This window comes from Streptomyces sp. NPDC007917, assembly GCF_042959105.1.
Classification (GTDB): Bacteria; Actinomycetota; Actinomycetes; order Streptomycetales; family Streptomycetaceae; genus Streptomyces.
In genome coordinates this window covers 222,123-245,368 of the sequence record NZ_JBIBKK010000001.1, presented here as the reverse complement: position 1 = coordinate 245,368, position 23,246 = coordinate 222,123, and the positions used below count along the sequence as shown (strand labels likewise).

Annotated in this window: 24 protein-coding genes; 13 read left to right on the top strand and 11 right to left on the bottom strand. The window is 72.3% G+C overall.

Annotation, left to right across the window (positions count from 1 at the left end; genetic code table 11):
* The first annotated feature begins 56 nt into the window (after nucleotides 1–56).
* Genes ACFZDL_RS01090 through ACFZDL_RS01080 form a run of 3 tightly spaced genes read left to right on the top strand, consistent with a single transcriptional unit; the run spans nucleotide 57 to nucleotide 2,735 of the window.
* Complete coding sequence (locus ACFZDL_RS01090) at nucleotides 57–737, top strand: response regulator transcription factor (RefSeq protein ID WP_353590679.1); 681 nt, start codon at nucleotides 57–59, stop codon at nucleotides 735–737.
* 7 nt (nucleotides 738–744) lie between these two features.
* On the top strand, nucleotides 745–2,220 hold the full coding sequence (locus ACFZDL_RS01085; RefSeq protein WP_353590678.1) for an ATP-binding protein: 1,476 nt from the start codon (nucleotides 745–747) through the stop codon (nucleotides 2,218–2,220).
* Nucleotides 2,217–2,735 carry a hypothetical protein gene (locus tag ACFZDL_RS01080; protein ID WP_353590677.1) on the top strand — a complete coding sequence of 173 codons (519 nt, stop codon included), beginning with the start codon at nucleotides 2,217–2,219 and terminating at the stop codon, nucleotides 2,733–2,735. Before ACFZDL_RS01085 ends, ACFZDL_RS01080 begins: the two co-directional genes overlap by 4 nt.
* Nucleotides 2,736–2,799: 64 nt before the next feature.
* Here ACFZDL_RS01080 and aceB read toward each other — a convergent pair whose 3' ends face one another.
* Both aceB and ACFZDL_RS01070 read right to left on the bottom strand, forming a co-directional pair.
* Entirely contained in the window at nucleotides 2,800–4,416 is a 1,617-nt protein-coding gene (gene aceB, locus ACFZDL_RS01075) for a malate synthase A (RefSeq protein ID WP_353590676.1), read from the bottom strand.
* Nucleotides 4,417–4,552: 136 nt separating this feature from the next.
* Nucleotides 4,553–5,167: a nucleotidyltransferase family protein gene (locus ACFZDL_RS01070; protein ID WP_353590675.1), complete on the bottom strand. Its 615-nt coding sequence runs from the start codon at nucleotides 5,165–5,167 to the stop codon at nucleotides 4,553–4,555.
* A 200-nt stretch (nucleotides 5,168–5,367) separates the two neighbouring features.
* Here ACFZDL_RS01070 and ACFZDL_RS01065 point away from each other — a divergent pair, with 200 nt between their 5' ends.
* Nucleotides 5,368–5,748, top strand: coding sequence for a DUF5955 family protein (locus tag ACFZDL_RS01065; protein ID WP_391189854.1), 381 nt, complete (start codon nucleotides 5,368–5,370; stop codon nucleotides 5,746–5,748).
* Nucleotides 5,749–5,758: 10 nt separating this feature from the next.
* Here ACFZDL_RS01065 and ACFZDL_RS01060 read toward each other — a convergent pair whose 3' ends face one another.
* A complete protein-coding gene (locus ACFZDL_RS01060) occupies nucleotides 5,759–6,544 on the bottom strand; it encodes an IclR family transcriptional regulator (RefSeq protein ID WP_353590673.1) in 786 nt (261 codons plus the stop codon).
* A 381-nt stretch (nucleotides 6,545–6,925) separates the two neighbouring features.
* Here ACFZDL_RS01060 and allB point away from each other — a divergent pair, with 381 nt between their 5' ends.
* Nucleotides 6,926–8,281, top strand: coding sequence for an allantoinase AllB (gene allB, locus ACFZDL_RS01055; RefSeq protein ID WP_353590804.1), 1,356 nt, complete (start codon nucleotides 6,926–6,928; stop codon nucleotides 8,279–8,281).
* Nucleotides 8,278–9,438 (top strand): allantoicase, encoded by a 1,161-nt coding sequence (gene alc, locus ACFZDL_RS01050; protein ID WP_353590672.1) that lies wholly within the window; start codon nucleotides 8,278–8,280, stop codon nucleotides 9,436–9,438. The genes allB and alc overlap by 4 nt, the downstream gene beginning before the upstream one ends.
* On the opposite strand, the gene ACFZDL_RS01045 is transcribed toward alc, so the two are convergent.
* Complete coding sequence (locus ACFZDL_RS01045) at nucleotides 9,429–12,605, bottom strand: NACHT domain-containing protein (RefSeq protein ID WP_353590671.1); 3,177 nt, start codon at nucleotides 12,603–12,605, stop codon at nucleotides 9,429–9,431. The genes alc and ACFZDL_RS01045 overlap by 10 nt on opposite strands.
* Before the next feature lie 155 nt (nucleotides 12,606–12,760).
* Between ACFZDL_RS01045 and ACFZDL_RS01040 the strand changes: the two genes are divergently transcribed.
* Nucleotides 12,761–13,939 (top strand): FAD-dependent oxidoreductase, encoded by a 1,179-nt coding sequence (locus ACFZDL_RS01040; protein WP_353590670.1) that lies wholly within the window; start codon nucleotides 12,761–12,763, stop codon nucleotides 13,937–13,939.
* A gap of 125 nt (nucleotides 13,940–14,064) precedes the next feature.
* Nucleotides 14,065–14,952, top strand: coding sequence for an RNA polymerase sigma-70 factor (locus ACFZDL_RS01035; protein ID WP_391190175.1), 888 nt, complete (start codon nucleotides 14,065–14,067; stop codon nucleotides 14,950–14,952).
* A 13-nt stretch (nucleotides 14,953–14,965) separates the two neighbouring features.
* Here the strand turns inward: ACFZDL_RS01035 and ACFZDL_RS01030 are convergent, their stop codons facing one another.
* From ACFZDL_RS01030 to ACFZDL_RS01010, 5 genes are all read right to left on the bottom strand, one after another.
* A complete protein-coding gene (locus ACFZDL_RS01030; RefSeq protein ID WP_353590669.1) occupies nucleotides 14,966–15,823 on the bottom strand; it encodes a hypothetical protein in 858 nt (285 codons plus the stop codon).
* Nucleotides 15,824–15,854: 31 nt separating this feature from the next.
* Nucleotides 15,855–16,010 (bottom strand): hypothetical protein, encoded by a 156-nt coding sequence (locus ACFZDL_RS01025; protein ID WP_353590668.1) that lies wholly within the window; start codon nucleotides 16,008–16,010, stop codon nucleotides 15,855–15,857.
* Nucleotides 16,011–16,196: 186 nt separating this feature from the next.
* A complete protein-coding gene (locus ACFZDL_RS01020; RefSeq protein ID WP_353590667.1) occupies nucleotides 16,197–16,694 on the bottom strand; it encodes a hypothetical protein in 498 nt (165 codons plus the stop codon).
* The gene (locus ACFZDL_RS01015; RefSeq protein WP_353590666.1) at nucleotides 16,681–17,229 is read right to left on the bottom strand and encodes a sigma-70 family RNA polymerase sigma factor; all 549 of its coding nucleotides are present in this window, start codon (nucleotides 17,227–17,229) and stop codon (nucleotides 16,681–16,683) included. Before ACFZDL_RS01015 ends, ACFZDL_RS01020 begins: the two co-directional genes overlap by 14 nt.
* The gene (locus ACFZDL_RS01010) at nucleotides 17,226–17,456 is read right to left on the bottom strand and encodes a hypothetical protein (RefSeq protein WP_353590665.1); all 231 of its coding nucleotides are present in this window, start codon (nucleotides 17,454–17,456) and stop codon (nucleotides 17,226–17,228) included. The genes ACFZDL_RS01015 and ACFZDL_RS01010 overlap by 4 nt, the downstream gene beginning before the upstream one ends.
* 304 nt (nucleotides 17,457–17,760) lie before the next feature.
* On the opposite strand from ACFZDL_RS01010, the gene ACFZDL_RS01005 reads away from it, so the two are divergent.
* Entirely contained in the window at nucleotides 17,761–18,582 is an 822-nt protein-coding gene (locus tag ACFZDL_RS01005) for an AIM24 family protein (protein WP_353590664.1), read from the top strand.
* Between the two features lie 22 nt (nucleotides 18,583–18,604).
* Here ACFZDL_RS01005 and ACFZDL_RS01000 read toward each other — a convergent pair whose 3' ends face one another.
* A complete protein-coding gene (locus ACFZDL_RS01000; RefSeq protein ID WP_353590663.1) occupies nucleotides 18,605–18,892 on the bottom strand; it encodes a DUF6126 family protein in 288 nt (95 codons plus the stop codon).
* Nucleotides 18,889–19,530 (bottom strand): XRE family transcriptional regulator, encoded by a 642-nt coding sequence (locus ACFZDL_RS00995; RefSeq protein ID WP_353590662.1) that lies wholly within the window; start codon nucleotides 19,528–19,530, stop codon nucleotides 18,889–18,891. Before ACFZDL_RS00995 ends, ACFZDL_RS01000 begins: the two co-directional genes overlap by 4 nt.
* 210 nt (nucleotides 19,531–19,740) lie before the next feature.
* Here ACFZDL_RS00995 and ACFZDL_RS00990 point away from each other — a divergent pair, with 210 nt between their 5' ends.
* The 4 genes from ACFZDL_RS00990 to ACFZDL_RS00975 all read left to right on the top strand — a co-directional run bounded on the left by ACFZDL_RS00990 (nucleotide 19,741) and on the right by ACFZDL_RS00975 (nucleotide 23,192).
* Entirely contained in the window at nucleotides 19,741–20,169 is a 429-nt protein-coding gene (locus ACFZDL_RS00990) for a ribonuclease (protein WP_353590661.1), read from the top strand.
* Between the two features lie 211 nt (nucleotides 20,170–20,380).
* A complete protein-coding gene (locus ACFZDL_RS00985) occupies nucleotides 20,381–21,346 on the top strand; it encodes a sugar kinase (protein WP_353590659.1) in 966 nt (321 codons plus the stop codon).
* Between the two features lie 131 nt (nucleotides 21,347–21,477).
* Nucleotides 21,478–22,116: a bifunctional 4-hydroxy-2-oxoglutarate aldolase/2-dehydro-3-deoxy-phosphogluconate aldolase gene (locus ACFZDL_RS00980; RefSeq protein WP_353590658.1), complete on the top strand. Its 639-nt coding sequence runs from the start codon at nucleotides 21,478–21,480 to the stop codon at nucleotides 22,114–22,116.
* A 251-nt stretch (nucleotides 22,117–22,367) separates the two neighbouring features.
* A complete protein-coding gene (locus ACFZDL_RS00975) occupies nucleotides 22,368–23,192 on the top strand; it encodes a transporter substrate-binding domain-containing protein (protein WP_353590657.1) in 825 nt (274 codons plus the stop codon).
* Nucleotides 23,193–23,246: the final 54 nt, after the last annotated feature.

Here is a 23,246-nt window from a genome sequence, read left to right as displayed (position 1 = left end):
CGCCCGCCCATCCCGTCCGGCCACCCCCTCACCTGCCGAAATGGAATACTCCGCACATGCCACGCGTCCTTCTCATCGAAGACGACCCCTCCGTCCGCGAAGGGATCGAACTCGGCCTGCGCCGCCGCGGGCACGAGGTGCGCACCGCCGCCACCGGGGAGGCCGGGCTCGCCGCCATCCGCGAGTTCCGGCCGGATCTGCTGCTCCTGGACCTGATGCTGCCCGGCATCAACGGAGTCCAGGTGTGCCGCCGGGTCCGCGAGTCCAGCCAGCTGCCGATCATCATGCTGACCGCGCGCGGCGACGACTTCGACGTCGTGGTCGGCCTGGAGGCCGGGGCCGACGACTACATCGTCAAACCCGCCCGCACCGAGGTCATCGAGGCCCGCATCCGGGCCGTGCTGCGCCGCATCGAGGAGCCGGGAGGCCGCCCCGCCGTCGAGTTCCACGGCGACCTCGCCGTCGACCGCGCCGGGCTGGCCGTCTCCAAGGCCGGGGAACGCCTCGCGCTCGCGCCCTCCGAGATGAAGCTGCTGCTGTATCTGACCGCCGCGCCCGAGCAGGTCTTCAGCCGTCAGCAACTCCTCGAACAGGTCTGGGAGCACAGCTACCACGGCGACGCCCGGCTGGTGGACGCCTGTGTACGGCGGCTGCGCCACAAGATCGAGGACGTGCCCGGCAGCCCGCGCTACATACAGACCCTGCGGGGCTTCGGCTACCGCTTCGGACCGCTGTGAGCCCCCGGTGACCCGCTGGAGAGCCCGTATCGGGCTGCGCACCCGGCTCGTGCTCGCCTTCCTGCTGGTCGCCGCGGTCAGCGCCGGCACCACCGCGACCCTCACCTACCGCAAGGCGCGCACCGCGATCCTCGAACAGGCCCAGGACACCGCCGTCTCCTCCTTCCGGGACCGGGTCAGTGACATGGGCACCCCGCTCCCCGTCGAGCCCAAGTCCCTGCAGGAGCAGCTGCGCCGGCTCGCCCGGCAGGGCAATCCGCATCCCTGGGTGGTGTTCGCCGAGTACGGGTCGGTCCGGGTCTCCTCCGGCACCAGCCCCGTCTCCACCGTCATCACCCCGCAGCTGCGCCGCGCCGCGCTCGCGAGTCCCCGCAGCGGCAGTTTCCAGCGGGTCGAGAAGCACGGCCGCCCCTGGCTGACCATCGCCGTCCCGACCGTCTTCCAGGCCGGGAAGACCGTGCGCCCCACCGGTCTGGTGCTGTACGCCGTGATGCCGCTGACCGACGAGGAGGCCAACGTCCGCGCCATGGTCACCGCGGCCCGCGACGGGGCACTGCCGGGGCTCGCCGTGGCGCTCGTCCCCGCGCTGCTGGCCGCGCGCAGCGTGCTGCGCCCGGTGCGGGATCTGCGGAAGGCCTCGCAGAGCATGGGCCGGGGCCGGCTCGACACCCGGATCCAGGTCAAGGGCAGCGATGAACTCGCCGACCTCGCCCGCACCTTCAACGAGTCCGCCGTCGCGCTGGAGCGGTCCGTCGGCGACCTCCAGGACGCCGAGGCGCGCGCCCGCCGCTTCGCCTCCGACGTCTCGCACGAGCTGCGCACCCCGCTCGCCGGGATGCTCGCGGTCACCGAGGTCCTGGACGAGGACGCCGCCCGCCTGGCCCCCGACACCGCGGCCGCCGTCCGGCTGATCAGCGCGGAGACCGGCAAGCTCGCGGTGCTCGTCGAGGACCTGATGGAGATCTCCCGCTTCGACGCCCGGGCCGCCGAGCTGAACACCGACGAGGTCGATGTCGCGCAGACCATCCGCAAGACCCTGACCAGCCGCCGCTGGACCGACCCCGAACAGATCGTCACCGACCTGCCGGACGGCATCAGGGCCCGGCTCGACCCCCGCCGCTTCGATGTCGTCGTCGCCAACCTCGTCGGCAACGCGCTGCGGCACGGCGGCGCGCCGGTCGTCGTACGGCTGTGGCTGGAGACGGGGCAGGAGCCGGACGGTGCGGGGGCCCGCCTCGTCACCGAGGTCGCCGACAGCGGCCCCGGTATCCGCCCGGAGGCGCTGCCGCACATCTTCGACCGCTTCTACAAGGCGGAATCGGCCCGCACCCGGTCGGAGGGCAGCGGCCTCGGCCTCGCCATCACCCAGGAGAACGTATGGCTGCACGGCGGCACGATCCGGGCGGCGAACGGCCCCCAGGGGGGCGCCGTCTTCACCGTGGAGATCCCCCTGACGGGCACGGCCGGGGAGGTGACGGTGTGAAGCGCCTGGACCGCCTGAGCCGCCTGGGCCTTCCCGTGGTGGCGGCCGTGTTGCTGACGGGTTGTGGGGTGCGGCAGAGCGACGTCATCGAGGCCGGCGGCCCGGCCACCGTCACGGTCTTCCCCGACGCCGAGCAGCGGCAGATCCTCTTCTTCGTCTCCTCGGAAGGCCGCCTGACTCCGGTGGCCGGGGGAGTCTTCACGGACCGGGAGGGGGAGTACGACGGGAAGGTGCCCGGCGAGATCGCCCTCTCGATGCTGCTCTTCGGCCCGAGCGAGAAGGCGCGCGCGGCCGGGCTCCACACGGAGCTGCCCCGGTCGGCGGGGCACATCGATATGGAGTCGGGCACGGACCAGGTGCTGGTCCGTGTGCCGGTCGCGGTGCGGGGGCTCGGAAAGACCGCCGTGCGCCAGCTGGTCTGCACGGCGGCGTATGCGGAGGGCGGCGACGGCACCGCGGAGGTGACCGTCGTGGGCGACGACGGCAGGCTCCCGCCCGCCCACTGCGACGCGTGACGCCGCAGGGCGATGTGCCCCGACCCCGACGGGTGGGGCACACAGCCCGCTGCGAGGCTCCGGCTCAGCGCAGCAGCTCGTACGCCGGCAGCGTCAGGAACTCCGCGTAGTCCTCGTCCAGCGCGACCTTGAGCAGCAGATCGTGGGCCTGCTGCCAGTTGCCCGCGGCGAACGCCTCCGCCCCGATCTCCTCGCGGACGGCCGCAAGCTCCTCCGCCGCGATGGTGCGGACCAGGCCCGCCGTCGCCTTCTCGCCGTCCTCGAAGACGACACCCGCGTTGATCCACTGCCAGATCTGGGAGCGGGAGATCTCGGCCGTGGCCGCGTCCTCCATGAGGTTGAAGATGGCGACCGCGCCCAGGCCCCGCAGCCAGGCCTCGATGTAGCGGATGCCGACCTGGACCGCGTTGCGCAGCCCGGCCGAGGTGGGCTTGGCGTCCAGGGAGGCGATGTCGATCAGCTCGGCCGCGGTGACCCGGACGTCCTCGCGCAGCCGGTCCTTCTGGTGGGGCTTGTCGCCGAGCACGGCGTCGAACGAGGCGCGGGCGATCGGGACCAGGTCGGGGTGGGCGACCCAGGAGCCGTCGTAGCCGTCGCCGGCCTCGCGGTCCTTGTCGGCCCTGACCTTCTCGAACGCGACGGCGTTGACCTCCGGGTCGCGGCGGGAGGGGATGAAGGCCGCCATGCCGCCGATCGCGTGGGCGCCGCGCTTGTGGCAGGTGCGGACCAGCAGTTCGGTGTAGGCGCGCATGAAGGGGGCGGTCATGGTGACGGCGTTGCGGTCGGGGAGGACGAAGTCGGGCCCGGCGTCACGGAAGTTCTTGACGATGGAGAAGAGGTAGTCCCAGCGCCCCGCGTTCAGCCCGGAGGCGTGGTCGCGCAGCTCGTAAAGGATCTCCTCCATCTCGTACGCGGCGGTGATGGTCTCGATGAGCACGGTGGCGCGGATGGTCCCCTGGGGGATGCCCACGTAGTCCTGGGCGAAGACGAAGATGTCGTTCCAGAGGCGGGCCTCCAGGTGCGACTCGGTCTTGGGGAGGTAGAAGTACGGGCCCCTGCCCTGGTCGAGCAGGCGCCGGGCGTTGTGGAAGAAGTAGAGCCCGAAGTCGACGAGGGCGCCGGGCACGGCGCGGTCGCCGGCCCGCAGATGGCGCTCGTCCAGGTGCCAGCCGCGGGGCCGGGCGACGACGGTGGCGAGCTCTTCGGCGGGGCGCAGCGCGTACGCCTTGCCCTCGGGGGTGGTGAAGTCGATGCGGCGCTCGTAGGCGTCGATGAGGTTGAGCTGGCCGAGGACGACGTTCTCCCAGGTCGGCGCGGAGGCGTCCTCGAAGTCGGCGAGCCAGACCTTGGCGCCCGAGTTGAGGGCGTTGATGGTCATCTTGCGGTCGGTGGGGCCGGTGATCTCCACCCGGCGGTCGTCGAGCGCGGCCGGGGCGGGGGCGACGCGCCAGTCGGGGTCCTGGCGGATGTGTGCGGTCTGGGGGAGGAAGTCAAGGGTGCCGGTTCGGGCGATCTCGGCGCGGCGTTCGGCACGGCGGGCCAGGAGCTCGTCGCGGCGCGGGGTGAAGCGGTGGTGGAGCTCGGCCAGGAAGGCCAGGGCCGAGTCGGTCAGCACCTCTCCCTGCCGCTCCAGCGGCTCGGCGTCGACGATGGCCAGCGGGGACGGTGCTGGTGCGGACATGGGCGGTCACTCCTCGGGCGACACATGTGAGACACGTGAGCTTCTGTCTTCTGTCTAGTGGATACTAATTTCCTCATGGCGGAACTTCAACGTTCTGTTGGGCTCGCCACTCGCCGGCGCTCACTCCAGCCGCCGCTCACTCCAGCCGCTTCAGGTCCTCCGGGGTGTCGATGTCATCGGGCCGGGCGACATCGGAGCAGTCGACGAGCGTGATCCCCGACTGATGCTCCTTCAGATAGGCGCGTGCCCCGCGGTCGCCCACCGCACTCGCCGCGACCTGTGCCCACCGCTCGGCGCCGAACAGCACCGGGTGGCCCCGCCGCCCGTCGTACACCGCCGCGACCAGGCACGACGGCGAGTCGTACGCCGCCGCCACCCGGGCCACCGCCGCGGCCCCGATCCCCGGCTGGTCCACGAGCATCACCAGCGCCGCCCCCGCCCCCGTGCCGGTCAGCGAGGCGAGCCCCGCCCGCAGCGAGGAGCCCATGCCCTCGGCCCAGTCCGGATTGTCGACCAGCGTGCACCCGGGGAGCTCGGCCTTCGCCCGTACGGTCTCGGCGGCCGCCCCCAGGACGATGTGCACCCGGTCGCAGCCGCCCTCCCGCAGCGCCCGCGCCGCGTGCTCCACCAGCGGTCTGCCCCGGTGGACCAGCAGGGCCTTCGGCCTCCCGCCCAGCCGCCTGCCCCCGCCGGCGGCCAGCAGCACCCCGGCGACCTGCGCTTTGTCGTGCGATGTGTGATCTGTGGGCATTGGCTACCGCTCATCCCTTCGTGATCCCCGTTTGTCTCCCCTATCGCACCCGGTCTGATTTTCGCTCTCCGTATGGCGTGTCGCGCACAGAGTGGCGTTAACTGATCCGCGGCCTCTCGTGTCCGATCGGCGCGTTCAGGGGCCATGGGGAGAAGGGGGCAGGCTTCGTGCAAAGGGGCGCGAGGGCGAGCAGGGCAGTGATGTCCGACGATCACACGAGACGCCGGGGGACGCCCGGCGCCTGGTCAGTGGAGGGCGCCGCGGTCGTGGAAGACAGGCGAGTGGCCGGCACCGAGGAGGATCCGAGAGCGGCGGAGCTGCGCCGGGCCGTCGCCCGGCTGCGACGCGAACTCGCAGCCCACCCGGCCGACTTGCCGGACCGGGCCATAGCGGACGACGAGCTCGCCGCGCTGGACTCCATGGCGCGCGAGGGAGTGCCCGAGGTGCCCCGGCTGCGCCGCGCGCTGCTGCTCATCGCGGGCGCGCTCGGCTCGGTGAGCGCCCTGGCGCCCGCGCTCAGGGGGGTCCGTGCGGCGATCGACCTGTTCGGCGATGTGCCGCAGGCAGGGGGGAGGGACTGAGGGGACCCCGTCAGGCGGACCCCGTGCTGGCGAGCGCGGAGGACAGCTCGGCCGCGACCTCCTTGAGGACCGGCACCATGTCCTCCGTGGCCTCGTCCGTCACCCGCCCGGCAGGGCCCGAGATCGAGATGGCGGCCGCCGTCGGCGAATCGGGCACGGCCACCGCGAGGCAGCGCACGCCCATCTCCTGCTCGTTGTCGTCCACCGCGTAGCCCAGTTCGCGCACCCGCCGCAGGGCGTCCAGGAAGTCGTCCGGCGAGGTGATCGTCTTCTGGGTGGCGGCCGGCATGCCGGTCCGGGCCAGCAGCGCGCGCACCTCGTCGGCGGGCACGTCCGCGAGCAGCGCCTTGCCCACGCCGGTCGAATGCGGCAGCACCCGCCGCCCGACCTCGGTGAACATCCGCATCGAGTGGCGCGAGGGCACCTGCGCGACGTACACCACCTCATCGCCGTCCAGCAGCGCCATGTTCGCGGTCTCGCCGGTCTCCTCCACCAGCCGCGCCAGATAGGGCCGGGCCCAGGTGCCCAGCAGCCGGGAGGCGCTTTCGCCGAGCCGGATCAGCCGGGGCCCCAGCGCGTAGCGGCGGTTCGGCTGCTGGCGTACGTAGCCGCAGGCGACCAGGGTGCGCATCAGACGGTGGATGGTCGGCAGCGGAAGCCCGCTGGTGCCGGACAGCTCGCTCAGCCCGACCTCGCCCCCGGCGTCCGCCATCCGCTCGAGCAGATCGAAGGCGCGCTCGAGGGACTGGACGCCGCCGGAGTTGGCAGCGGCGGTCTTGGACTCGGCGGACGGCACGTCGACGGTTCCTTTCACGGCAGGAGGGACCGGCCCCCGTGTGGCTGACGCGCCCCCCGGTCGACCGGCCAACGGGCAGCCTACCCTTCCCCAAGCTCTCGGCTCCGCTCGAGCAGGGGAGACCCCATCCCGGTCGGCCAGGTTCTGCGCTCCGAAAATCGCCTTCCATTCTATGGACGGCCGTCCAGCGGCGGGGCCGCTGGACGGCCGTCCAGTGCCGGGGCCGCGGCCGGTGGGGTCTTGACCCGGCAGGCGGCTCGGTGAAGACTCCTGCAGCAGAAAAGCATTTCCGCCTGACGGAAGAATAGTGCTGATCTGAAGAGCCGAGAAGAGTCTGCCGAGAAACGGAGGGCGCGGGTGCCAGACGCGGATCCGGACCTGATGTTGCGCTCGACCCGCGTGGTGACCCCGGAGGGGATGCGCGCGGCATCGGTCGCCGTCTCCACGGCCGACGGAACGATCTCGGCCGTCCTGCCGTACGACACGGCCGTCCCCGCCACCGCGGCCCGGCTGGAGGACTTCGGGGACGACGTCCTCCTCCCCGGCCTCGTCGACACCCACGTCCACGTCAACGACCCCGGCCGCACCGAATGGGAGGGGTTCGCCTCCGCCACCCGCGCCGCCGCGGCCGGCGGCGTCACCACCCTCGTCGACATGCCGCTCAACAGCGTCCCGCCGACCACCACCGTCCGGGCGCTGGAGATCAAGCGGGCCGTCGCCCGCGCCGCCGCCCATGTCGACATCGCCTTCTGGGGCGGCGCCGTCCCCGGCAACCTGCGCGACCTCAGACCCCTGCACGACGCCGGCGTCCTCGGCTTCAAATGCTTTCTGCTCCACTCCGGCGTGGACGAGTTCCCCCAGCTGGCCCCCGCCCAACTCGACGCGGCGCTCGGCGAGATCGCCGGCTTCGGCGGCCTGCTCATCGTCCACGCCGAGGACCCCCAGCTGATCGACCGGGCGCCCGGCCCCAGCGGCCCGCGCTACGCCGACTTCCTCGCCTCGCGCCCGCGCGAGGCCGAGAACCGGGCCGTCGCGGGGCTGATCGAGCTCGCGCGCAAGCACTCCGCCCGCGTGCACATCCTGCATCTGTCCTCCGCCGAAGCGCTCCCGCTGATCGCAGCCGCCCGGAGCGAGGGCGTCGAGGTCACGGTCGAGACCTGCCCGCACTTCCTCACCCTGACCGCCGAGGAAGTCCCCGACGGCGCCACCGAGTTCAAGTGCTGCCCGCCCATCCGCGAGGCCGCCAACCAGGACGCGCTGTGGCAGGGCCTGGCCGACGGCACCATCGACTGCGTCGTCTCCGACCACTCGCCGTGCACCGCGGACCTCAAGACTGGCGACTTCGGGCAGGCCTGGGGCGGCATCTCCTCCCTCCAGCTCGGCCTCCCCGCGGTCTGGACCGAGGCGCGGCGGCGCGGCCGTACGCTCCCCGACCTCGCGCGCTGGATGTCCACCGCCCCCGCCGCACTGGCCGGCCTCGCACACAAGGGCGCCATCGAGCCCGGCCGCGACGCCGACTTCGCCGTCCTCGCGCCCGAGGAGACCTTCACCGTCGACCCGGCCGCGCTCCACCACCGCAACCAGGTGACCGCCTACGCCGGGAAGACCCTGTACGGCGTCGTACGGTCCACCTGGCTGCGCGGCCGGAAGATCGCCGACCACGGCGCCCCGGCCCACCCCACCGGACAATCCCCCCGACCCACCGGCCGACTCCTGGAAAGGCAGCACAGCGCATGACCGCGCCGATCCCCCGCTTCACCGGCGACGCGAGCCCGTACGGCGGCGGCGACCCGTACGCCGACTACCGCACCGCGGACCTCCCCTTCACCCACCTCGCGGACCTGGCCGACCGGCGGCTCGGCGGCAGCGTCATCGCCGCCAACGACGAGTTCTTCGCCGAGCGCGAGAACCTGCTGCGGCCCGAGCCTCCGCACTTCGACCCCGAGGCCTTCGGCCACAAGGGCAAGGTCATGGACGGCTGGGAGACCCGCCGGCGGCGCGGCGCCTCGGCCGAGCGCCCGCACCCCGCCGACGACGACCACGACTGGGCCCTGATCCGCCTCGGCGCGCCCGGCGTCATCCACGGCGTCGTCGTCGACACCGCCCACTTCCGCGGCAACTACCCGCAGTCGGTCAGCGTGGAGGCGACATCGGTCGAGGGCACACCGTCCCCCGAGGAACTGCTCGCCGACGGGGTGCGCTGGACGGAGCTCGTCCCCCGCACCCCCGTGGGCGGCCACGCCGCCAACGGCTTCGCGATCGCGGTGGCGCGCCGCTTCACCCACCTCAGGCTCAAGCAGCACCCCGACGGCGGAATCGCCCGCCTCCGGGTGTACGGCGAGGCCGTCCCCGACCCCGGCTGGCTCACCGCCCTCGGCACCTTCGACCTGGCCGCCCTGGAGAACGGCGGCGCGGCCGAGGACGCCTCCGACCGCTTCTACTCCCCGCCCGCCAACTCCATCCAGCCCGGCCGCTCCCGCAAGATGGACGAGGGCTGGGAGACCCGCCGCCGCCGCGACCAGGGCCACGACTGGGTCCGCTACCGGCTCACCGAACAGGCCCTGATCCGGGCCGTCGAGATCGACACCGGCTGCTACAAGGGCAACGCCCCGGGCTGGGCCGCGCTCTACGCCCTCGACGCCACCTCCGGCGCCGACCCGGCCGACTCCACGGCCCCCGGCTGGACCGAACTCCTTCCCCGCACCCGCCTCCAGCCCGACACCGTCCACCGCTTCCCCCTCGAGGCGGCCCCACCCGCCACCCACGTCCGCATCGACGTCTTCCCGGACGGCGGCGTCGCCCGCCTCCGGCTCCACGGCACGCTCACGGAGGCGGGCGCACGGCGGCTCGCCGAGCGCCATGGGGAGTTGGGCGGGGGTGAATCTCACCGGTAGCGGACCTGCACGCCCGGCCCGAGCCGGTCGGTGCCCGTGACGACCTGCGTGGTGCCCACCTCGACGGTGAGGCGGGGACGGGCCGGGCGGCCGGCCAGCGAGGACAGGTCCAGCGGGCCGGGATACGGGCCGTGGCACGCGCCGAAGAAGACCGAGGTGAGTGAAGGGATCGCGTTCAAGGGGCTGAGGTCGGCGGGAAGGGCGCAGTCAAAGAAGAGCAGGTCTTTGGTGCGGAGGCCGACGGCAGGCAGGAGGCGAAGCTGCTCGGTCAGATCGAATCCGCCCAGACGCAGTCGCTCGAGACCGGCGATCACAGCCGAGCCCATGAGACCGCGAGGGCTCCCCGAGCCGTCCAGGGAAACATAGGTGAGCTGAGGCAGACGGTCGAGGAACCCCAGGTGGGGATCGGCCGGGAGGTCTCCCAACCCCAGGCTGGTCAGCGACGGTGGCAGCGGGATCTCGGTCAGCGGAGGCAGGGAGGACCAGTAAGCGAGGTGCAGCGACCGCAGACGAGTGAGTTCACTCAGCACCTCCACTCCCCTCAAGGGGCCGTTTCCGTTGACCAAGAGATCCTCCAGCTCTGGCTGGTCGGCCAGCGGGCTGAGATCGCTCCCACCCATGAACCGACGGATCCGCAGCCACGAAAGCCGGGGTAGTTCCTTCAGGGCCGCGAGACCGGACGTGAACGGATAGTTGATCGCCATTCGCCGTGCGGACCGCAGCCGCGTGGCCGCCGCCCACTGGCTGGGCCACCCGAGGGCGAGAGGAACGTCTTCCAGCGAAAACTTGTGCAGCACACGCCGGACGTATTCATCAGGGTCGAAATAGTGCCAGGACTGGGCGAGTTGTTCGTGTACCCCGGCGCGCCCGTCCTCCGCGTAATCGCTCAGCAAGTCCAGCGCGCCCCCTCCGCCGATGAGCGCCGCAGTACGCACCGCCGCCCTCGCCGCGGCCTCCGTCAGACCGTCGAGCGAGCGCGGCAGCCGGCCCAGCACCGGATCGCCCACAGCCGCCAGCGACTCCGCGTCGCTCTTGCGCCGGGGCGGCACCAACTGGCCGAGATTCACGTCCAGCCGTTCGCCGAGCCCGACGGGCACCGACTCCATCGTCTCCAGGCAGGCCGCCGCCAGCAGCCGTAACCCCCGCGCATGGCGGCGTTCCGCCTCCGCGCGGTCCAGGATGCCGGTGATCAGCTCCTCCCGCTGGCTGCGGTTGGCGTGCCCCGCGGCCATGATGATGGTCTCGCGCCAGGTGTCCAGATGGGCCCGTTCGATCAGGTTGCCGATGCGGTCCTCCTCCGCCGCCTCCTCGGCGGCCAGGTACTCCTGGAAGCTGCGGTGCAGGAAGTCGATGCGGTCGTCGGCGGGGGCGCGCAGCACTCCCGAGCGGGTCACCAGGTGCTCCAGGGCCTGCCCGCCCTCGACGTCCAGATGGCGCATCGACCCCAGCTTCGCCGTGACATGATCGAGCGCCTTCTCCCGGGCGATCTCGCTGCGGTTGTTGTCCGACAGCCGCCAGGCCAGATCGCGCAGCAGGCACAGCTTGTCCGTGAGGCTCAGCCGTACGTCCAGGGCGCTGGGCACCCCGCGTTCCGCGTCGCGGCGCTGCACCAGCAGCTCCAGCGCGATCCGGTACAGCTCCATGCGGTTTCGCGGCAGCCGGCTGCGCCGGCCCAGGTGCAGCGCGCACAGGAGAGCCGCCAGGAGCGGGTTCGCGGCGAGTGCCAGCAGATGGGGGCGGTCCTGGAGGCTGGCCACGAGCGCACGCTCGTAGTGGGGGAGCTCTTCCGGTGCGCACGGGGCTCTGCCGGAGTGCAGCTGTACGGCCTGATGCCACTGCTGGACGAAGGCGCGCAGGTCGGCGGGTGTCATCCGTTCAAGACCCACGGGGGCGAAGCCCTCGGACCGCAGCCAGTCGCCGCTCGCGGCCGTCGGCCGGGTCGTCACCACGGCGCGGGTGTCCGGGTAGGCGCTGAGCAGCAGCCGGAGCCAGTCGCGGACCTTGCGCCGCTCGCTCGCGACGAGTTCGTCAAGACCGTCGACCAGGAGCAGGACCCGGCCCGCCTGGAACTGGCGGTCGACCCACGCGGCGGGCATATGGCCGGTCAGCGGGCCGGCGGTGGCGTCCAGCAGCTGTTCCAGGCGCGGCAGTTCACGGGTCGCGTAGTGGCGGAGCTTGACGAGGACGGGGACCAGGCCGTTCCAGTCGGCCAAGTCGCCACCGAAGGAGCCCCGCGCCGCGGTGACGGCCAGCCAGCTGAGCAGTGTCGTCTTGCCGGAGCCCGCCTCCCCGCGCAACAGCACACGCGGCGCCTGCTTCAGCGCCGCCTCGACCCGTACGCTCGCCGACGACTCCTGCTCGGTGGTGTCCCACGCGCCGATGCCGGTCCGTAACCGGTCGGCGGACCCATGGCCCGTCCGCCGGGCCGCACGCCCCTCGTCGGTGCTGACCCGCAGGCTGAGGTAGGCGATGGACAGCTTGGTGCGGGGCGCCTGCCCCGCTGTGAAGCTGAACAGCTCCACCTCGTCCATGGTGCGGCTGATGAACTCCAGGTACTCGCTGCGGAAGGCGGCGTCCTGATCCGCGCCCTGCGGCGCGTACAGCGACCTCATGGGCAGCCGCTCCAGCACCCGGCTCAGCTCCGAGCCGAGCTCGCTCACCCGCCCCAGCAGCTCGGTGACGCCGCGTTCGGTGAAGACCGGGAGGCGGCGCAGGGTCTGCACATAGCAGTCGCAGCACTCGGCCAGCAGCAGCTCGTGGAAGCGCGTCTCCACCTCGCTCAGCCCGGTGGGCGGGGGAGCGGCGGTACGGACGCGGCGGGCGAGTTCGGCGGGGTTGGCGTCGGATGCGAGGATCGCGGCGTCGGACAGGTCCGCGTGGGCGAAGGCCGCCGTCACGGCGTCGAGCGCCGCCTGCCGTCCGCCCTCGTCCAGGCCGCGGAACTCATGCCCGCAGATCGGCTCAAGACGCGCCGCGACCGCGTCCGCGATCTGCTCGAACTGCCGCTCCACGCCGCGCTGGGCCCGCAACCCCGGTATCCGCCGCCGGATCAGCGCGGACATGTCCATCCGGCCCTCCTGCTCGCGCGCACGCGGGTCGAGCCACATCCGGACGGCGCGCGTCGCCAGCGTCCGCCCCAGGTTGATCGCCGCGACCTCAGCGCTCACACCACTCCGCCCCTTCGAGGTAGTCGTCGACTACCAGGATTCCCCGACCGGAGCCCTCCTGCCGGAGTGTCGCGCGTCACATCGCCCTCATGTCACATACGGCCGGGCTGCTCGCATCTCGTGGTCGTCAGCAGCCAATGAGGGAGGACGGAACGATGAACGCACACCGTGTGGTGGTCCTGGGGGCCGGGTACGCGGGTATGTCCACGGCGATTCAGCTCGCCGCCCGGGTCAAGGGGCGCGAGGACGTGCGGGTGACCGTGGTGAACGCGCAGGAGCGGTTCACCGAGCGGCTGCGGCTGCACATGACGGCGACCGGGCAGCGGCTTGCCGAGCTGAGCATCCCGGAGCTCCTGGAGGGAACCGGGGCGGGGTTCGTACGCGGCTGGGTGACGGCGGTCGACGCCGACGCCAAGACCGTGCGGATCGATGACGACCAGGTGCTGCGCTACGACACGCTGGTGTACGGGTTGGGCAGCGTGGCGGACACGGTGGCGGTGCCCGGGGTCGACGATTACGCGTACACCCTGAACAGCGCGCAGGACGCCGAGGTGCTGGCCGGCCGGCTGGCGCGGCTCGGCGGTGGGACGGTGGTGGTCGGGGGCAGCGGGCTGACCGGCGTCGAGTCGGCTGCGGAGATCGCGGAGCGGCACCCGGAGCTGAACGTGGTGCTGCTGGGCCGGAGTGAACCCGGTGCGGACATGAATCCGAAGGCCAGGGCGTATCTGCGGGCGGCGCTTCAGCGCCTGGGCGTCGAGATGCGCGGCGGGGTCGAGGTGGTGAAGGTGCTGCCCGACACGGTGGAGCTGGCGGGCGGGGAGAGCGTCGCCGCCGATGTGGTGCTGTGGACGAGCGGTACGCGGGTGTCGCCGCTGGCGGCCGCCGCCGGGCTGACCGTCGACGAGTACGGCCGGATCGTCACCGACGCCGCACTGCGGTCGGTGTCGCACCCGGAGGTGTACGCGGTGGGGGACGCGGCGGCGGTCCGTCAGGGCTACGGCGTCATGCACGGCACCTGCCAGGGGGGCATGCCGACCGGTGTGCACGCCGCGCTGTCGATCGTGCGTGAGCTGAAGGGCAGGCAGCCCAAGCCGTTCCGCTTCGGCTTCTACCACACGCCGGTGAGCCTGGGCCGCGACGACGCGGTGGTGCAGTTCACCCACCCCGACGGCAGCCCCCGGCGGATATCTCTGACCGGTCGCCTGGCGGCCAGGTATAAGGAGACGGTGACCGCTTCGCCCTGGCCGACGTACGGCCGTATGAAGAAGATGCCCGCCTCGGGCGCGTTCTGGCCGCACGGCGGCCGCTTCACCCGGGTGCGGGGGGCGCGGTGAGCCACGCCTTCCCGGACCCGTCGGCGGATCTGTCCCCCGACCTGTCCCCGGAGCAGTCCCCGGGCCCGTCCCCCGACCCGTCCCCGGGCCCGTCCCCGGACGCCTTCGTGGGCCCCGACCAGCAGGTGTTCAACCAGCATCGCAAGCTGCTGTTCTCCGTGGCCTACCGCGTCCTCGGCGTCGCGGCGGACGCCGAGGACGCGGTCCAGGACGCCTGGATCAAGTGGTCGGCCGCCGACCGCTCGCAGGTGGCCGACCCCAGGGCGTACCTGACGCGGATCGTGTCGAATGTCGCGCTGGCGCGGCTGCGCTCCACCCAGTACAAGCGTGAGACGTATGTGGGGCCGTGGCTTCCGGAGCCCATCCTCACCATCGGCGACACCGCCGAGACCGTCGCGGACGCCGAGTCCGTGTCCATGGCCATGCTGGTGGTGCTGGAGACGCTGAGCCCGCTGGAGCGCGCGGTGTTCGTGCTGAAGGAGGTCTTCGACTTCAGCCACGCCGAGATCGCGGAGGCGGTGGAGCGCTCCGAAGCCGCGGTCCGGCAGGCCGCACACCGCGCCCGTGAGCATGTACGGGCCCGGCGGCCGCGTTTCACCGCGGACCGGGTGCGGCAGCGCGAGGTGACCGAGCGGTTCTTCGCGGCGGCGACCGGGGGTGATGTCAACGCCCTGATGGAGTTGCTGTCCCCGGACGTCACGCTGTGGACCGACGGCGGCGGCAAGGTCCGCCAGGCCATGCGTCCGGTCGTGGGCGCCGCCAAGGTGGCCGCCTGGTTCGCCGCCATCGGCTCCGTCCCCTACCAGGGCATCGCGCCCGCTGACATGAAGGTCGAATTCGTCGAGATCAACGGCGGGCCGGGCGTGGTGTTCAGCGGCCCGGGGCGTGTGATCGCCACCGTCACCTTCGATTTCGACCCCGACGGCCGTGTCACCGCCATCCACAACGTGGCCAACCCCGACAAGCTCCGGGCCGTCGCCACCGGCACCGCCCATGACGTCGGGACCCGGTGAGCCAGGTACGAGGTCACCCCGTCGGCTCGGGGACCCCGATCGGGTTGGGGAAGCGGAGGGCGGCGCCGCAGGCGGTCGCGAGCGGGGTCAGGAGCCTGACCAGGTCGGCCCCCTCGTCGGGGCCGAGCGTCCGCCAGGGGCGCTCGGCGGCCCGGTCCGTCGCCGCCTCCACCGTACGCAGGGTCTCGCGCCCGGCGTCCGTCGCGGAGCCGTCCGGGGCGAGCAGGCCGCGTTCGCACAGGCGGTGTTCGGCGGCCTGCCACTGCTGGTCGGTCCAGCCGCGCTTGGGCTGGAGTTCGGCGCGGGGGAGGTCGACGGCGGCGCGGAGCACGAGGGTTTCGCAGCCGTCGAGGCCGGCGGCGACGAGGGCCGCGACATGGCCGTCGCCGCGGTGTTCGCGGAGCACGGTGGTGGCGTGCCAGAGGCGCCCGAGGGGGTCGTCGGGGACGTCGAGCGAGCCGTTCGCGGCGGCCAGGACGCGCCCGGCGCCGTCCAGGTCCGCGGCGCGCGCGGCCAGGGCCTCGGCGGCCCGCTCCACCTCGCGCTCGTGCCCGGCGAGCAGCCGGGCCAGCGAGGCCGCGGCGCCGGCGCGGCGCAGTTCCAGGGCGCGCCCGGGGGTGACCCGGGCCCAGAGGGCGGGGAGGGCGCGGGCCACCATGGGCGGGGCGAAGCCGAAGAAGGCGGCCACGACGGGCTCCGGCCCGACCGGGCCGAGGGGTGCGGCACGGCCCGCGAAGTAGCCGCGCCAGAAGCCGCGGAGGCCCGCGTCCTCGTACGCGGCCAGGGCCTCCGGCGCGAAGTACGTGACCGCGTGGATCGGCTCGAACAGGGCCCACATCGTGCGGGCCGTCGCCGCCGCGTTGTCTGCCATCGTGGTGCTCCCTCCGGGTCGGGGTGGGTCGTCACAGGCCGTACTCCCGGCGTACATGCTCCCAGCCCAGTTTCACCAGCGAACTGATCGTGGCGCCGAACGCGATACCGGCCCCCTTCTTCGCGTAGCCCGCGTATTTCCGTTCGGCTGTCCGCCGGCTGCGTCGGATTTCTTCTTTCCTGCGCATTGTCTGCCTCCTCGATGTCTTCACAGAGAAGACGCGGCCGGGGAGGGAAATCCGTCACAGAGCATGCGCACAGCCGATAAAGAAATATGGCGGGGCCCGGTCTCGTAAGCACCCCACGTGCCGAGACCGGGCCCCTCCCCCGAAGCGTGCGCGGTCATCCGTGTCATATCCCGCGCACCCGTTGCGTCACGTCTCGCTCGGCCCCGACCCCCGTCCTGGTCCGAGCGAACCGATCAGCGGGAAAACGCTGGGCCGTTCTCCCGAGAGGTCTTGCTCCGCATGCAGTTCCTCGACGACAGCGACCGCTACTTCGTCGCCGGCCCGCGCTGCGTGGCGCCACCACGCGTAGGCCGCTTCTTCGCCGTCCAGGAGCTCCACGATTTCCGCGATACGTCGGAGTCCCGCTCCATCCTTTCCGTCTCGATTCCGGGTGATCTGTCGCAGCTCGTCCAGCAGCTCCTCCCGGCCGGGGCCGGGAGGAATCGCGTACTCCTGAACGAGGTCTTCCGTGGATTCGGCCCGCCGGGGGCCGGCCGTGTCATGGCCGGCCCCTGTGGCGGAAACCGTTGAAGAGACGAATCCCAGCTCGGGAAAGACCCGGGCCAGGAAGGTCTCCGCGTCGGGCCGAACCGAATCCGGGGAAGCGTGCTGGGATGCCAGGACGAGACGTTCAACGACGTCCACCCTCGCCTCCTTTCTCTCCCCACGCCCGTTCGGCTTCCGCGAGGGCGATGAGCGCCCTCTTGTCGAATCGGCGGGCGGTCGACTCCGAGATGCCCATGATGGCGGCGATCTCGGGGAACGACCTGCCCTGCTGGTACCGCAGTTCAATGACTGAACGCCAGGTGGGATTGAGCATTTCCAGCATGGGCGGAAGGCTCAGCTTCCACTCGATGTCGGAATACAGATCCTGTGTTTCCGGCACCAGCTCGCCGGAGGCGTATTTCTTCAGACGCTCGCGTTCCGCGGTCTCGCTGCGCTCCATGGAGCGCCAGGCGTTGATCACGCAGCGCTGGGCGTATCCGGGTGTGTTCTTGACCTTCCGGCGAAGGTCCGCGTCATCCCATTTCTTCCAGAAGCTCTCCAGTACCTGTTGTACGGCGTCGTCCGCGGCCTGGTGGTCACGAGCGTGGCGACGCGCGGTCAGCCGGAGCGGCCCGGTGTGTTCACGGCACCAGGCCATGAAATCCACCCGCGCGTCGAATTCCTCCTCGCTCATGCACACCTCCCGGACGCGTGCGCGACGCCGGCCGCGTGCGCTGTCGCCGGGGCGGCGGGGTGGTGGACCGGCTGCCGGGGTCCGACGGTGTGGCGCAGCGTCGGATGGCCGCCGGGGGTGACCTCGCGGGCGGTGGTGTGGGCGGCGGCGCGGACCTGGGTGGCCCGGCTCTCCGCTCGGTGGCGCGCCGCGGGGTCGCGCGGGAAGGCGTCGTCGACTGCGGTCATCGACGGCTCCCCCTCTCGGTGAATCGATCGCTTCGGACCCCGGTCCCAGTGGGGGCCGAGTCCGATGGCCGCCGAAGAAGTACGGCCGACCACCCCATAGACGCGGCCGTCCCGGTGGTTCTGTCACAACGGCCGGGAAATTTTTGCCCGTTGGGTCGGCGGTCGGCCGGCTCCAGGCGGTCAGTTGATCTGTGACCGAGATTGCGCCCCGCCCGTGGAACCCAGGGCTTCGGGTCGAACGTTGAGCAGGCGTTCCCTGTCACTTTGCGATATATCCGCCATGTCCGTACCGAGGAGTCCTGCTGTGACCCTGCGCCAAGAGATCGTCGGCAACGCCATGCAGATGGCGGTCTGCAGCCTCCAGCCCGGCCAGACCGTCTACTGCGAGGCCGGGAAGTTCCTGTTCAAGACGGCGAACGTGACGATGGAGACCCGGCTGTCCGGGCCCGGTCCTGGCAGCGGGCAGGCCGCCGGGGGCGGCGGCCAGGGCGGCGGAATGGGCGGCATGCTGCGCCAGGCCATGGGCACCGCCATGCAGATGGGCCAGCGGGCGCTGGCGGGGGAGTCGCTGGCCTTCCAGTACTTCACCTCGACCGGTGGTGAGGGCACCGTCGGCTTCGCGGGCGTGCTGCCCGGGGAGATGCGGGCGCTGGAGCTGGACGGCGGACGCGCCTGGTTCGCGGAGAAGGACGCCTTCGTGGCGGCCGAGTCGACCGTGGACTTCGGCATCGCCTTCCAGGGCGGCAGAACGGGCCGCAGCGGCGGTGAGGGGTTCATCCTGGAGAAGTTCACCGGGCGCGGCACGGTGATCATCTGCGGCGCGGGCAATTTCATCGATCTGAACCCCGCCGACTTCGGCGGCCGGATCGAGGTCGACACGGGCTGCATCGTGGCCTTCGAGGAGGGCATCGAGTACGGCGTCCAGCGCATCGGCGGGCTCAACCGCCAGGGTCTGATGAACGCGGTGTTCGGCGGGGAGGGCCTGTCCCTGGCCACGCTGGAGGGCAATGGCCGGGTGATCCTGCAGTCGCTGACCATGGAGGGCTTGGCGAACGCGCTGAAGAAGGCGCAGGGCGGCGACAAGCAGGGTCCGACGGGCGGGCTGTTCTCCACCCACGCGGGGTGACGGCGCTGTTGTGGCGGGCGGGCTATTTCGCGCCGGCCAGATAGAACAGCAGGAAGAAGAACGCGGCGATGAAGTGGACGCCGACGAGGTAGATGGAGACACGGACGGCGAGCCCCATCGGCGCCCGGTCCTCCTCCCGCACGGTCTCAGTACGCACGGGCTCAGTACGCACGGGCTCAGTACGCGCGGGCTCGGTGCGCGCGGGCTCGGTGCGCACGGGCTCGGCGCGCATGGGCTGGCCCCCGGGTGCGGCCCCGTGTCCCGCGCCGCCCGTCGCCGTGGGGTCCGGGGTGTTGTCGGCGTCCGTCATGGTGCCTGGTGCCTCCCTCCGCGGCCGGTATCGCCGAGGCACAGGTCGGCCGTGCCGCTCTGCAGCAGTGTGTGGACGAACAGCAGCTCCGTGCCGCCGGGCGAGGCGGCGGCTATCCGGTGCGGGGTCAGCGAGTCGAAGTGGGCCGCGTCGCCGACGCCGAGCACATGGACCGCCTCGCCGAGCGTCAGCCGCAGCCGCCCCTGGGTGACGTACAGCCACTCCTCGCCCGGGTGGACCCGCACCAGGTTTTCCTGCCGGCCGGTCCCCGCCGGTACGTGCACCCGCAGCGCCTGCATGGCCCGGCCGGGGCTCCCGGCCCGCCAGTACGTCCAGCCGCCCGCCTCCGAGGCCGCCATCCGGTCGGCCCGCAGGATCGGGTCCCGCTCCTGCGAGACCTCGCCGAGGAGGTCGGATACCGTGGTGCCGTAGGTGCGGGCCAAGGCCAGCAGCATGGGGAGCGACGGCTGGCGCCGGGCGGTCTCCAGACGGGACAGGTGCGCGGGCGAGAGTCCGGCCAGCCGGGCGGCGGCTTCGAGCGTCAGGCCGCTGCGCCGCCGCAGGTCGCGCAGGCGCGGAGCGACGGAGGGCAGCTCGGCGGGGGGCCCGTCGGCGGGCCCCCCGGAGGACTGGGTCATGCTTCCGGTATAAGCCGGCATTCGCCCCTCGGGCAAAACTTTTGCCTCTGAGGCAAACCGGGCGAAGGCGCCGCCGCCGGGCCCGAGGTGGCGCGGGCGTTACGTCTTCATCACTTCTCCCGGCGCTTCGCGAGGGTCTTGTGAACTCCCGGGAAACTCCCCCTTCTTGGCATTGACATGTCAGGGTCTACGCGCGTCATGCTGTGAGGCATGAGAATCCCCCCACGGATCGCCCGCATCGGTGTGCTCGGCGCCCTGGCGTCGAGCCTTCTCATCGGCGGCCCGGCCGTCGCCTCCGCCACGGCCGCCCCGCCCGCCCCCCAGGCCGCCTCGTCGGTCCTCCAGATCACGGCCGTCGGTGACATCTGCTACTCCGACCTGCCGTCGCAGGCCCATGACACGCTCGACCTGATCGAGTCCGGCGGCCCCTTCCCGTACCCGCAGGACGGGACCGTCTTCCAGAACCGGGAGGGCATCCTGCCGTCCCAGGCCAGCGGCTACTACCACGAGTACACCGTCAAGACCCCCGGCTCGGACACCCGCGGCGCCCGCCGCATCGTGACCGGGAAGAAGACGGACGAGGACTACTACACGGCCGACCACTACGCCTCGTTCGACCTGGTCGACCACAGCTGCTGACCACCGAAGACCGCCACCCCCCGCACCGCGGCCGCTGCCTGCTCGCAGGCAGCGGCCGCCGCGTTGTGCGACCTCCGCAGGCCGGAACGGCACTGCGTACAAAGGGATGTGACGGGGCGACAACTGGCCTGAACCCCGCAGGGGCGGCTGTCGGCGGAGCCAGGTAGCGTGGCCGGGAGAAGGGGACGTGCGGGGGCAAGGGGAGGCATCGGTGGCGAGCGGCCCTGAAGTGGTCACATGCGGTGAGGCGATGCTGTTGTTGCTCGCCGAGCCCGGGGTTCCCCTGGAGCGGGCCGTGCACTTCCGCCGCTCGGTCGCCGGAGCGGAGTCCAATGTGGCCACGGGCCTCGCCCGGCTCGGCCACCGCGCCCGCTGGCTGGGCCGGGTGGGCGCGGACCCTGCCGGCCGGACCGTGCTGCGCGAGCTGCGCGCCGATGGCGTCGACGTGACGTTCACCGGGGTGGACGACCAGGCCCCCACCGGGCTGCTGCTGCGCGACAGCCATCCGTACCGCGCCATCGACGTGCAGTACTACCGCTCCGGCTCGGCCGGCTCCCGGCTCGCGCCCGAGCACATATCGGCCGAGGCCGTCAGCGGCGTCCGCCTCCTGCATGTCTCCGGGATCACCCCGATGCTGTCGCCGACCGCGGCGGCCGCCACCGACCGGATCGTCGAGCTGGCCCGTGCCGCCGGGGCGGAGGTCTCCTTCGACCCGAATGTGCGGCGCAAGCTGGGCGGCGCGGCGCAGTGGGCCCAGACGGCCGGGCGGTTGCTGCGCGAGGCCGAGCTCGTCCTCGCGGGCGAGGACGAGCTGGAGCTGCTGACCGGCAGAGCAGCCGACGAGGCCGCGGCGGAACTGCTGGACGGCCGGGCGCACACCGTCGTCATCAAGCGCGCCGACCACTCGGCGACCGCCGTGACCGCGGACGGGCGCTGGGACCAGCCGCCCTATCCGGTGCCGGTCACCGACCCCGTGGGGGCGGGAGACGCCTTCGCCGCGGGGTATCTGTCGGGGTGGCTGCGCGGGCTGCCCGAGCCCCGGGCGCTCGCCGAGGCCGCCTGTGTGGCCGCGCTGGTCGTCCAGACCGCGACCGATACGGACGGGCTGCCCACCGCGGCGGGGCGCGAGCGGGCCCTGGCCGCGTTCACCGGCGGCGCCCACTCCGTCCACCGCTGAGCCCGGCCCTTTCCCCCCACGCCATGCTCCCCCCACATCGACCATCGCACAGCGAAAGGCCGCATATCCCGGAGGCATCCCGGGGCGGCATCTCCAGGAGACCCTTCTGAGAGGAAAGGCGGCGAATTGCCGTGTACCGCTGGGAGATCACCCGGGCCGCGCTGGCACAGCGGGTCTTCGCCATCATCCGCAGCGACAGCTATGAACACGCGACGGCGACGGCGGACACCCTGCTCTCCGCCGGCCTCACCACCGTGGAGTTCTCGCTGACCACCCCCTTCGCGCTGGAGGCCGTCACCACCTTGGTCCGCGAGGTCGGTGACGAGGCGGTGATCGGCGCGGGCACGGTGCTGGACGCCGCCTCCGCCCGGATGGCGGTCGACGCGGGCGCCCGGTTCCTGGTCTCCCCGAGCCTGGACCCGGAGGTGATCCGCACCGGCCACCGCTACGGTCTGCCGGTCTTCCCCGGCGTCGCCACGCCCACCGAGATGGTGCGCGCGCTGGAGCTGGGCGCGGACGCCCTCAAGCTGTTCCCGGCCTCCGCCCACAGCCCCCGCTGGGTCAAGGACGTACGGGCAGCCCTGCCGCAGGCCGCCCTGCTGCCCACCGGCGGGGTGACCGTCGCCGACGCGCCGGAGTGGATCGCCGCCGGAGCGGTCGCCTGCGGGATGGGCTCGGCGCTGTCGGAAGGTGACCGGGACGTGGTCGCCAAGCGCACCGCGGAGCTCCTTGCCCGGCTGCAGGACGTCGCTCCGGCCGACGCTTGCTGACCATCGCACCGGCCGACACCGCCGACGCCGGTCCCCCTGGGGCCTGTTGACGCTCCGTCGGCCGACCCGTTCCGATACCGGGCCGGCCGACGGGGCCGGGATGGTGTTCCAGCAGGTGATCAACGGGTTCCGCCGCGCGGTCTCTTCTGCCACCCTGAGCGCGCTGTGATCACGCGCACGGTTCAGCACCGCCCGTGCGCCTGCGCGTGCCGTCCCGTGCCGCTCGCCGCGGCCTGTGCGAAGGAGTCGCCATGCGACGTTCCGTCACGCTGTCCGCCCTGGCCGCCGTGCTGGCCGCCACCGCCGCCGGCTCGGCCCTGGCCGCCGGGCCCACCGCCGCGCCCGCCGCCGCGGTCAAGCACCAGCGCGGCAGCCTGCTGGACCGGGTGCCCGAGCGCGGTGTGCTGCGCGTGTGCACCACGGGCGACTACCGCCCCTTCACCCACCGCGACTCCAAGACCGGCGACTACACCGGTATCGACATCGACATGGCCCGCGACCTGGCCAAGAGCCTGGACGCCAAGCCCGCGTACGTCGCCACGACCTGGGCCAAGCTGGTCGACGACCTGGCCGCCGGGCGCTGTGACGTCGCCATGGGAGGGGTGTCGGTGACCCTGGCCCGGGCCCGTAAGGCGTACTTCAGCGAGCCGTATCTGACCGACGGCAAGACCCCGGTGGTGCGGTGCGAGGACGAGCAGAAGTACCAGACGCTGGAGGACATCGACCAGCCGGGCGTGCGGGTGATCGTCAACCCGGGCGGCACCAACGAGCAGTTCGCCCGCGCCCACATCAAGCGGGCCACCCTCACCGTCCACCCGGACAACACCACGATCTTCGACGAGATCATCGCGGGCCGCGCCGATGTGATGATGACCGACGCCAGCGAGACCCGTTACCAGGCGAAGATCCACCCGGAGCTGTGCGCCGTCCACCCCGACAAGCCGTTCTCCTTCTCGGAGAAGGCGTACGCGCTGCCGCGCGGCGACGCCGAGTTCAAGGAGTACGTCGACCAGTGGGTGCACCTGGCCACCCACGACGGCACGTACGCCAAGTACGAGCAGGAATGGATGAAGTGACTGCTCCCCCTGACGGGGGATTTCCGGCTCGGGCAGCTTGGCCGCACTGCGTGC